General features: G+C 60.9%; 11 protein-coding genes and 2 pseudogenes. 8 read left to right on the top strand and 5 right to left on the bottom strand.

All coding sequences use genetic code 11. The annotated features are described in order from the left end of the window. Positions 1-88: 88 nt before the first annotated feature. Genes IVA82_RS33085 through IVA82_RS33075 form a run of 3 tightly spaced genes read left to right on the top strand, consistent with a single transcriptional unit; the run spans position 89 to position 2,858 of the window. Complete coding sequence (locus IVA82_RS33085; RefSeq protein ID WP_247386865.1) at positions 89-1,357, top strand: MFS transporter; 1,269 nt, start codon at positions 89-91, stop codon at positions 1,355-1,357. 35 nt (positions 1,358-1,392) lie between these two features. Then, on the top strand, positions 1,393-1,728 hold the full coding sequence (locus IVA82_RS33080; RefSeq protein WP_247386864.1) for a GFA family protein: 336 nt from the start codon (positions 1,393-1,395) through the stop codon (positions 1,726-1,728). Between the two features lie 20 nt (positions 1,729-1,748). Then, positions 1,749-2,858, top strand: coding sequence for a cysteine desulfurase family protein (locus IVA82_RS33075; RefSeq protein WP_247386863.1), 1,110 nt, complete (start codon positions 1,749-1,751; stop codon positions 2,856-2,858). Positions 2,859-2,868: 10 nt separating this feature from the next. Here IVA82_RS33075 and IVA82_RS33070 read toward each other — a convergent pair whose 3' ends face one another. Continuing rightward, on the bottom strand, positions 2,869-3,252 hold the full coding sequence (locus tag IVA82_RS33070; protein ID WP_247386862.1) for a class I SAM-dependent methyltransferase: 384 nt from the start codon (positions 3,250-3,252) through the stop codon (positions 2,869-2,871). Between the two features lie 71 nt (positions 3,253-3,323). Here IVA82_RS33070 and IVA82_RS33065 point away from each other — a divergent pair, with 71 nt between their 5' ends. Continuing rightward, positions 3,324-3,566 carry a hypothetical protein gene (locus IVA82_RS33065; protein WP_247386861.1) on the top strand — a complete coding sequence of 81 codons (243 nt, stop codon included), beginning with the start codon at positions 3,324-3,326 and terminating at the stop codon, positions 3,564-3,566. Between the two features lie 73 nt (positions 3,567-3,639). On the opposite strand, the gene IVA82_RS33060 is transcribed toward IVA82_RS33065, so the two are convergent. Further along, the gene (locus IVA82_RS33060) at positions 3,640-4,284 is read right to left on the bottom strand and encodes a cation transporter (protein WP_247386860.1); all 645 of its coding nucleotides are present in this window, start codon (positions 4,282-4,284) and stop codon (positions 3,640-3,642) included. A 128-nt stretch (positions 4,285-4,412) separates the two neighbouring features. Continuing rightward, a pseudogene (locus tag IVA82_RS33055) lies at positions 4,413-4,493 on the bottom strand (3-oxoacyl-ACP reductase); the annotation flags it as partial. 211 nt (positions 4,494-4,704) lie between these two features. On the opposite strand from IVA82_RS33055, the pseudogene IVA82_RS33050 reads away from it, so the two are divergent. Further along, positions 4,705-5,473: pseudogene (locus tag IVA82_RS33050) on the top strand (LysR family transcriptional regulator); the annotation flags it as partial. A gap of 281 nt (positions 5,474-5,754) precedes the next feature. Further along, on the top strand, positions 5,755-6,030 hold the full coding sequence (locus IVA82_RS33045) for a phasin family protein (protein ID WP_247386859.1): 276 nt from the start codon (positions 5,755-5,757) through the stop codon (positions 6,028-6,030). Between the two features lie 731 nt (positions 6,031-6,761). Here the strand turns inward: IVA82_RS33045 and IVA82_RS33040 are convergent. After that, the gene (locus tag IVA82_RS33040) at positions 6,762-7,064 is read right to left on the bottom strand and encodes a hypothetical protein (RefSeq protein WP_247386858.1); all 303 of its coding nucleotides are present in this window, start codon (positions 7,062-7,064) and stop codon (positions 6,762-6,764) included. Between the two features lie 434 nt (positions 7,065-7,498). Here IVA82_RS33040 and IVA82_RS33035 point away from each other — a divergent pair, with 434 nt between their 5' ends. Continuing rightward, a complete protein-coding gene (locus tag IVA82_RS33035) occupies positions 7,499-7,678 on the top strand; it encodes a hypothetical protein (RefSeq protein ID WP_247386857.1) in 180 nt (59 codons plus the stop codon). A gap of 89 nt (positions 7,679-7,767) precedes the next feature. Here the strand turns inward: IVA82_RS33035 and IVA82_RS48635 are convergent, their stop codons facing one another. Continuing rightward, complete coding sequence (locus tag IVA82_RS48635) at positions 7,768-7,902, bottom strand: hypothetical protein (RefSeq protein WP_256469746.1); 135 nt, start codon at positions 7,900-7,902, stop codon at positions 7,768-7,770. Positions 7,903-8,289: 387 nt separating this feature from the next. On the opposite strand from IVA82_RS48635, the gene IVA82_RS33030 reads away from it, so the two are divergent. Further along, entirely contained in the window at positions 8,290-8,472 is a 183-nt protein-coding gene (locus tag IVA82_RS33030; protein ID WP_247386856.1) for a hypothetical protein, read from the top strand. The last annotated feature ends 443 nt before the right edge of the window (positions 8,473-8,915 follow it).

Raw genomic sequence — 8,915 nt, 5'->3', positions numbered from 1 at the left:
ATGGCATTTGCCATCGCTTCACCTCCACCGATCAGCTCATGCCAGGCTGTATCGCAGGCGAACCTCGCGATGGCGAGGTGGGGGCCTCATGCCGGTTACGACTGAAGCGATAGCTGCTCCGCAGACTGCCTCGTCGGTCCGATTGGGGCTGAAGGAGAACTGGCCGCAGTTCGCCTTGCTTGTGGTGATCAACGCCTTCGTCGGCGGCATGGTCGGAATCGAGCGAACGGTCGTACCGCTGATCGGCTCCGAGGAGTTCAGGATCGGTTCGACGACGCTGGTCGTTTCCTTCATCGTCAGCTTCGGCGTTGTGAAGGCGTGCGCGAATCTGGTTTCAGGCCAGCTCGCCGACAAGTGGGAACGCAAGCGGGTTCTGGTCCTCGGTTGGCTCATCGGCCTGCCGGTGCCGTTCATGATCATGTGGGCGCCAAGCTGGGGATGGGTCATCGCTGCCAATGCCCTGCTCGGCATCAACCAGGGTCTCGCCTGGTCGATGACGGTGATCATGAAAATCGATCTCGTCGGGCCGAGGTCGCGGGGACTTGCCGCGGGCCTGAACGAGTTCGCCGGTTATCTTGCGGTGGGCGTGACCGCTTTCCTCACCGGGTATCTTGCCTCGGAATACGGGCTGCGCCCGGCGCCGATCTATCTCGGTGTTGCTTATGCAATCCTAGGAACTGCGCTCTCGATCCTGCTGGTGCACGACACGCGGGAGCACGTCCGATTGGAAACAACGGCTCATACGCAGCAATCGGCTCCGATCAGCTTCCGCGAGATATTCCTGCTCGCCTCGTTCAGGGATCGCAATCTGTTTGCCGCGTCACAGGCCGGGCTCGTCAACAACCTCAATGACGGAATGAGCTGGGGAATCTTTCCGCTGTTCTTCGCCTCCTTCGGCCTCCATGTCGATCGGATCGGCATCTTGAAGGCCGTCTATCCGGCCACCTGGGGCATCCTGCAGATCGCCACGGGGCCCCTTTCCGATCGCTGGGGCCGCAAGGGCTTGATTGTCGCCGGCATGTGGGTGCAGGCCGTGGGCTTGTTCCTCACCGCAGCAACAAGTCGTTTCGAATGGTGGCTTGTCGGGAGCCTGCTGCTCGGTATCGGCACGGCAATGGTGTATCCGAGCCCAATTGCAGCCGTCTCGGACGCGTCGCATCCAAGCTGGCGCGCGCGATCGCTCAGTGTCTACCGCTTCTGGCGCGATCTTGGTTACGCGATCGGGGCGCTGGCGGCCGGCCTGATCGCCGACCTGCGCGGCATGGCCTGGGCGATCGGAACGATCGGCACGCTCACGTTCCTGTCCGGGGTGGTCGTGGCAGTCGCCATGGAAGCCAGACCCCGAGCACGACAATGAGTGAAACTTTTTCAGGACGTTGTCTCTGCGGGGCGGTGCGTTTCGAAGCACGTGGCCAGCCGAAAGGGGTGTTCTGGTGCCACTGCAACAGCTGCCGTCGCCATTCCGGCGCCCCGGTCAGCGTGTTCGTTGGGTTCGAGGACGACGCAGTCACGATGACCGAAGGTGGCATTACGATGTTCGAATCATCGCCGGGGACAACGCGCGGCTTCTGTTGCCGCTGCGGCTCGACGCTGACCTGCGCTACCGTGCATTTTCCTACGGAGACGCACTATCACGTCGGCGCCTTCGACCGGGCGGCGGAGCTGCAACCGGGCAAGCATTTCTTCGCCAATGAGCAACTGCCATGGCTGCAACTTAAGCACACCTAGCAAGGCGCGCGACTGCGACGATGTCGATCTATCTCGATTACAACGCGAGCACACCGATTGATCCTGCAGTGACGGAGGCTATGCGTCCATTCCTGGATGAGGCGTTCGGCAATCCTTCCAGCGGCCACTGGGCCAGTGCGCCGGCGAAAGCGGCGCTGGAGCGGGCGCGTGAGGAGGTCGCGAAACTGCTCGGCGCCGCGCCCGATGAGATCGTGTTCACAAGCGGCGGCAGCGAAGCGAACAACCTTGCCATCAAGGGCACGTACTTCGCCGCGACGCGCGGCAGAGTGGACATCATCACCTCGACCATCGAGCATCCCGCCGTTCTTGCCCCCTGCTCGTTTCTCGAGCGGTTGGGCGCTTCGGTCACATACCTTCCCGTCGACCGGACAGGCCTGATCGATCCAGAGGACGTGCGCCGCGCCATTACGCCGCAGACGCTGCTGATCAGCATCATGCACGCCAACAACGAAGTCGGCACCGTCCAGCCGCTCGCGGAAATCGGCGCAATCGCGCGGAAGCACGGAATCCACTTCCACACCGACACAGCCCAATCAGTCGGAAAAATCCCGACCAATGTGCGCGAACTCGGCGTTGATATGCTGACGATCGCCGGTCACAAGCTCTACGCCCCCAAGGGCGTCGGCGCGCTCTATGTCAGGCGAGGCCTCGAGCTTGAACCGGTTATCCACGGCGCCGGCCACGAATCGGGCCGTCGCGTTGGAACCGAGAGCGCTCTTCTGGCTGTTGGGCTTGGGACGGCCCGCGCGATGGCCATAGACCTTGCGCCCATGAACCGCGTCCAGATCTTGCGTGATCGCTTCTGGCAGGCTCTGCAAGACAGGTTCGGCGAAGGCGTCGCGCTCAATGGCCATCCCACACGTCGTTTGCCCAACACTCTCAATGTTTCGTTCGTCGGCAGGATAGGCGCGGACATATTGGGCCAGTTGCACGATGTCGCGGCTTCGACGTGCCATTCGGGCCAGATCGAGCTCTCACCCGTTCTCGCCGCCATGCGGGTACCCAAGAGAACTGGAATGGGAGCGATCCGCTTCAGCCTGGGAAGGTGCACCACATCTACCGAGATCGATGCTGTGGCCGCACGTCTCGCCACGATCGCGGCCGCCTGATCGCTTCAGTTCAAGCACGCCGTTTCGTCGCCAAGACAAGAGCAGGCTCGTTGGCACCATCCCCCACAACATGGACGTCCATGGCCGCACGTTCGAGCGCTGCCAATATGTCGGCCAGCAGCCGAAAGCGGAAGATTTCCGGCGGGAATGACGCGATGACTTTCATGTCAGCGTTCGTTCGGAACAGCAATCCCAGACAGCCACCCGGCTTCAGCACGCGCGCGATCTCGCGCAGCGACGTCCCGATATCTTTCCAAAAATAGAGCACCTGGACACACACCGCCTTGTCGAACATGTCGTCCGGAAATGGCAGCGATTCCACGTTGGACAGGATGAAGTCCACGCGAGCGGCTTCGATCAGCGGCCGGTTTCGTTGCTCTGCGAGCTCAATCATTAGTTCAGAGGATCCACCCCGACGATGCGTCCCCGAGGAGCCCGCGCGGCCAGTTCCATCAGGCTGCGGCCATGACCACATCCGATGTCAAGCACATGATCGCCCTGCTCGATACCGAGCGTATCGATCACGCGCAGATTCTCGCGCCAAGTTTCGCGAGCCATGATGAAGGCGATGAGCCGGCCCAACAGACCGCGCGCATTTCGGGCCTGATCGGCAATGAACGGGGGACGACGCATCTCCAGATTCCTGCGATTCAACAAATCCGGCCGGGAGGATGCCTCAACTCCGCAGAACTGGCTCGCCGAAAATGAAGCGCGTCTCGCCGTTTCTGAAAACGCCGTGACGGATCAATGCGTTGGGCGGCCCGCCGTCGCAAGCGAACGGCTACTCGGCAGGGCTGTTCAGCGGCAGGCGCAATTCGCCGAAGGCCTGACTTGCAACCGTCGTTGCGCCTTGAAGTGCAAGGGCGGCCATGATCGCGGCGACGATGACATCGGGCCACCCCGTGCCCGTGCCGAAGACTCCGAGAGCGGCCAGAAGCACAGCCAGATTGCCGAGCACGTCATTGCGCGTACAAATCCAGGCAGACCGCATATTGGAATCGCCATGGCGGTGGGTCCACAGCAACGCAAACGACGCCGCATTGGCCGCTAAAGCCGCAAGTCCGACGGCACCCATCGTGAAGGCGCTCGGCAACGTCCCGTGTACGGCGTGCCAAATAACGGTGCCGATAACCCACAGGCCAAAAGCCCCCATGGTCGCGCTCTTGGCCAGCGCAGCCGATGCCCGGAACCGTAATGCCATGCCGACGACGAAAAGACTGATGCCGTAGTTTGCGGCGTCGCCGAGGAAATCGAGGGCATCGGCCTGCAGCGATGCGGACCCGGCGGCAAGACCGGCGCTAACCTCGACCACAAACATCAACGCGTTGATGAACAAGACAGCCCATAGTACCCGCCGATATTTGGCGGCGTTGCCATTCCGGTTATCCAGATCTAGAGACGGCGGTGTGCAGCAACAATCGGCCATAACCCTAAAATAGGCTCGGACCCGTTGTTACGCAATTCGCTCCGGGAAAATGAACAGGCGCAGCGCCTAGGCGGCCAAACGGCGCTCCACTTCGTCCTCTTGTGGGCCGCCAACGTGGCCTTTCGTGAATCCCGGTAGCCCTTGACCAGGGCGGCGCCGATGCCCTGCGATGCACCGATGATGATTTCGACCTTCTGTTCGATACCCATGACGAGCTCCTTCTTGTTGCTTTGAGAACTGCGCCAGCAGTGACTGGCTTGCCAGCTCAGGTACGCCGCAGGAGCACGGCTGCGAATATCCGCCGTCCGGCAGAGACTCTTTCGCGGTGCGAGCGAATGCCGGACCGCGCCTGGCGGCAGTTGTCGCGACGCGTGCGAACGCCTAGCTTTCAGCCGGAATCTCAGGGGCGGCGGGAAGCGCATGGATCGTCTGGATGCGATGAAAGTATTCGTCCTCGCGGTGGACGAGGGCAGCCTTGCCGCCGCGGGACGCGAGCTCGGCCGCTCGCCGGCGGCGGTGAGCCGCGCCATCGCCTTCCTGGAGGAACGGGTTGGCGTCGAGCTCCTGCACCGGACGACCCGTCGATCAAGCTGAGCGAGGAGGGCGAGCGCTATCTCGCGATCTGCCGTCGCGTGCTCACCGAGCTGGAGGAGGCCGACGACGTCGCGGCCGCACCGCGGACGGCACCGCGAGGTCTGCTGACGATGACCGCTCCGGTGGTCTCGGGCGAGATGGTGCTGCGACCGACCCTCGATGCGTTTCTCGACGCCTATCCAACGGTGTCGGCAAAGCTGTTGCTGTTCGACCGCACCGTCAATCTGATCGAGGAGAGCATCGACGTCGCGCTTCGAATCGGCCCGCTCGCGGATTCAGCGATGATCGCGATGCGGGTGGGCGAGATCAGCCGCGTGGTGGTGCCAGCCCCGCGCTATCTGAAGCAGCATCCGCGCATCACCGAGCCCGGCGATCTCGCCAAGCATCAGATCGTGGCGATGGCGCATCTTCCTAATTCCTGGACCTTCGCGCCGAAGACAGGCTCTTTAGTGCCGCGTACGGTGCAGTTCATCCCGCGGCTCGTCGTCAACAGCACCTATGCGGCGGTGGCCTCGTCGGTTGCAGGACGTGGTGTCGCGCGGATGTATTCGTACCAGGTGGCTGAGAGGTCGGGCGCGGCGAGCTCGACATTGTATGCAGAGACGAAATCGACGCCAAAGAGCGCGCCAAGGCTCTGGTCGATGGTCATGATATCGAGCTTTGGCATGGCGATCGTGCAATCGCCAAGTTCCGGCACGAAAATCGAACGATACACCGAAAACTCGCAAAAGCTGATTAACGCTGGTTGGGCTTTATTAACCTTCGTATGTCGCAGCGCACAATTCTTGTAGTAAATCCTTTTTGAAAGGAGGCTATACCCAAGGTTGTGGATCAGTTCTGGGGATGGCCTCAGATGATCTACCAAGGATATTTTCGATGATCGATCTCGCCCCCGTTCACGAAAAGCTCAGTGCCATTGCGACCGCGCACACAGATTATGCAAAGTCGTCATTTGAGGCCCAAAAGGCGTACGTCGAGGCAGCTTTGAAGGCTCCCGATAAAGCCATGCAACTCACAACCGATCACATGCGATCGGCCTACGACACGTTCGTTGCCGAATCCAAAAAGATCGGCGAGATGTACAAGACTTTCTTCGCGTCAGCCTTCAGGCCGGTGAGCACGACCACTTCCCCAGCGCGAGAAGTCGTCTGACGCTTTAGGATTTTTTTACGAACTACCCGCCCCGGTTGGCGGGTTTTTTTGCATTGCCTTTTTCAACCGCCGCTTGACAGATACAGCTGCGGTTTGTACCGGCTGCATCGATACGGGATAGCCCGTTCCATTGCAGGTTGGCCAGATATGCTCTTTGACCTTCGGCGTCATGTTTGAACCTTTCAGGTCGTCGCGTAACGCTGATCAGGAGGCCGTCGGCCCCGATCAGTCATCTGCCGTGCCGTGCTTCGGCTGAGCAGCGCAGCACGTCGAAACCAACACTAACTTCCCGTTGCGTGCGCGACGCAAGGCTTATTGTTAGGAGGGACTAGGAGCCAAGATGGCAGCGCTCGCCGCCGATGACGGTGGTGCGCATGGTCAGGGGGGTCGGGGTCGCTCATGCTGGAGATAAAGGGATTTCGTGGGGTGGTATCAAGCACCATTTAGCGGGCCTTAATCAGCTCCGCAGCGACGACTTTTCGTTCGTGATCACATATGAGAGCCCCGCCGGTCTCGGATTTCACGGGCGCTCCGGCTATGTGGCATCATGGCGCCAGGTTTATCAGAGCCGTGGCGCGATCAGGATCGCGAAGAGCCTTACCGAATTTCCGCCACAACTGCGTGGGCAATTCCGCAGATGTTCGAAATCCCCCGCTGTCAAGACCGGACATGGCCGGTTCGCCCTAGGTAGTCGGCAAAGGGCCAATGGTGGACTTAACCGTCCACCCCCTTCAGGGAGGTCGACGTCTTTCGTTGATGAGCCGTCTGATGGCGGCTACTGCCCGAACAAGGGGTGGCGGCAAGCGCCCCTTTCGCGCTGGAATGACGACCAGAACGTAGAGCACGTTGAGCAGCAGCCAGATGGCGACCGCGATCAAAAAGAACTTCATGAAAAAGGCCCGGCTTAATCCGGCAGAGGAAATTAATAAGGCTACGACATCGAAGCGCAGTTGTTGCTGCGGTTCAAGCGCAACCTCGAGGCAAATCGGGCTGCGCGTCGCGAAATACTGATTTCGACTCAATGCTCTGGCCAATCACGAGATTTCCGCCCGGCCCTCAGGAGCCGACTGGATCGTCCAGCGCTTCAAGAGGCGAGCGCAAGACGACTGCCCGCATTAGCTGCGTCTGTTCTGCGTTACTAACCGCAACGGAATGTTGTGGAGATGCGCGCGGACTCGCACGGCCGGTTCTGTTCTGCCCAGCGCGCGGGCGATCTCGTCCGGTCGACTGCCCGCCGCCGCCATCGCCAACAGGCGTTCATGCTCTTCCGATGTCCACCGTCTCACGAGCGGGTAGCGCGACTGATCCATCGCTCCAGCGGCCTCTAGCCCATAGCTTCCGGCCTGCTAAAATCGCTTGATTCGCACGGAGGAACCAAATCCTTCTGTGCGTTTGTGGACCGTACCGGAACGAAGTACCGCTGAAAGGCGTCATCGCCAAGGCACTGCCGACGTGACGAGGTGAAGTGGTGGCCGGTAAAAAATATCTGGCGGATCAAGCCGCCACCCTTCTGAGGTTTGCCAAGGCAACCACCAATCCAGACGTTGCGGCTGGCCTTCTTTCTAAGGCCGCCGATCTGTCATCCAAGAGCGAAGAGGCGCCTGAAGACAGCGCCCAACCGCCCGACGTGGAGCAGCCGCAGAGCTGACCAAGCGAAGAGGCCGCCTGCGGGCGGCCTCCTTCTCTTGCCGGTACTCACGCCACGCCCGCGATGTGCAGCGGCCATCGGCCTCTCTCCTACCGCCGGAATGAGCGATCGATGTCGCGCAGGAGAGCCACGGCCGCATCCGTATAGCGCCCGTAGGACAACTGCTGATCTGCAAGACTGGCCAACGCCAGTGCAAGAGCAGCTATGGCCATGCCCTTGATCATGACGGACACGATACCCCGCACCGGCGCCCCGACAGGAACCTCAGCCTAGAGGGCGCGCAACTAACGCGGCCAGCCGCCTCTGAAATCCGTCGATCTCCCTGATTGCATCCTGTCGCTCTGGTCCCTCGGGGAGTCGTTGCGCGGCTTCGCATAGGCTCGCCAGCATCTGGGCATCTCTTGCAATTCGTGCTCGGATCTTCCAACCGCGCGTCGGCTCAACGTTTTGCCCTCACAGATCGAATTCAGTTGCCGCGCGCACACTTGTCACGGATAACATTCTCAACGTTAAGTAGCGCCAATTTCCGGCTCTTACAAGTGTCGAATATGAGGGTCAGCCTCCGGTTTGCAGCATAGATCTACGGAGGAGTTCACGCGGGAGAATGGCGGGTGCAATCTGTCGAGTACTATTTGAGGCAGGCCGAAGTTGCCTCCCGGTTCGCTCTCGCCGAGTCTGATCCAGAAAAAGCACAGGCCATGCATATCTTGGCTCTGGAGTTTTTCGAGAAGGCCGAAGTGGCGAAGACCAAGCGATCCCTCCCGCCAACCAAGTCGCCATCCGCTGAAAGTTAGGTCGCATGTTCGTCGCCGTGGCAATGATGGTGGCGATCACGGGCGGCTTGGGATTGCTCATGCTAAGCGGTCACGCTGGCGGCGCTCTCTTGCTTTGATGCGCGATCCAAGCGGCACCATCCGGAATGGTAAGGCCAGCTCAGTTGGCGGCCTCTTTCATGCAACGCATGTGGCTGCGGTGTCGGAAGACGCGCTGGAGTATCAGGCTGTCCGCTCTCAACCCATTGCAGACCTAAGCCGAACATCGGGACATGTCCGCAAAGGGCCGATGTTGTTGCAGAAGTCGGCGGGCTCGGCGGTCTCAGTCGGAGCTGAGTTCTGAAAAATGGAGCTTGCGATGTCTCGCCGCCTGCCCGCAATGGGTGGGCGGCGCTAACGGCTGACGCAACCAACGCAACCAACGCAACGGACGCCACTTACGCGACGCATGGCCCGGCCATGTC

The sequence above is a fragment of the Bradyrhizobium sp. 142 genome, from assembly GCF_023074015.1.
In the GTDB taxonomy this organism is placed as follows: Bacteria; Pseudomonadota; Alphaproteobacteria; order Rhizobiales; family Xanthobacteraceae; genus Bradyrhizobium.
This window is presented reverse-complemented; position numbering and strand designations above follow the sequence as displayed.

What these genes read in the sequence shown, in the direction of transcription:
- IVA82_RS33085 (WP_247386865.1), top strand. Translation starts at nt 89, where the DNA reads ATGCCGGTTACGACTGAAGCGATAGCTGCTCCGCAGACTGCCTCGTCG.
- IVA82_RS33075 (WP_247386863.1), top strand. Translation starts at nt 1,749, where the DNA reads ATGTCGATCTATCTCGATTACAACGCGAGCACACCGATTGATCCTGCA.
- IVA82_RS33070 (WP_247386862.1), bottom strand. Translation starts at nt 3,252, where the DNA reads ATGATTGAGCTCGCAGAGCAACGAAACCGGCCGCTGATCGAAGCCGCT.
- IVA82_RS33065 (WP_247386861.1), top strand. Translation starts at nt 3,324, where the DNA reads ATGACCACATCCGATGTCAAGCACATGATCGCCCTGCTCGATACCGAG.
- IVA82_RS33060 (WP_247386860.1), bottom strand. Translation starts at nt 4,284, where the DNA reads ATGGCCGATTGTTGCTGCACACCGCCGTCTCTAGATCTGGATAACCGG.
- IVA82_RS33045 (WP_247386859.1), top strand. Translation starts at nt 5,755, where the DNA reads ATGATCGATCTCGCCCCCGTTCACGAAAAGCTCAGTGCCATTGCGACC.
- IVA82_RS48635 (WP_256469746.1), bottom strand. Translation starts at nt 7,902, where the DNA reads ATGATCAAGGGCATGGCCATAGCTGCTCTTGCACTGGCGTTGGCCAGT.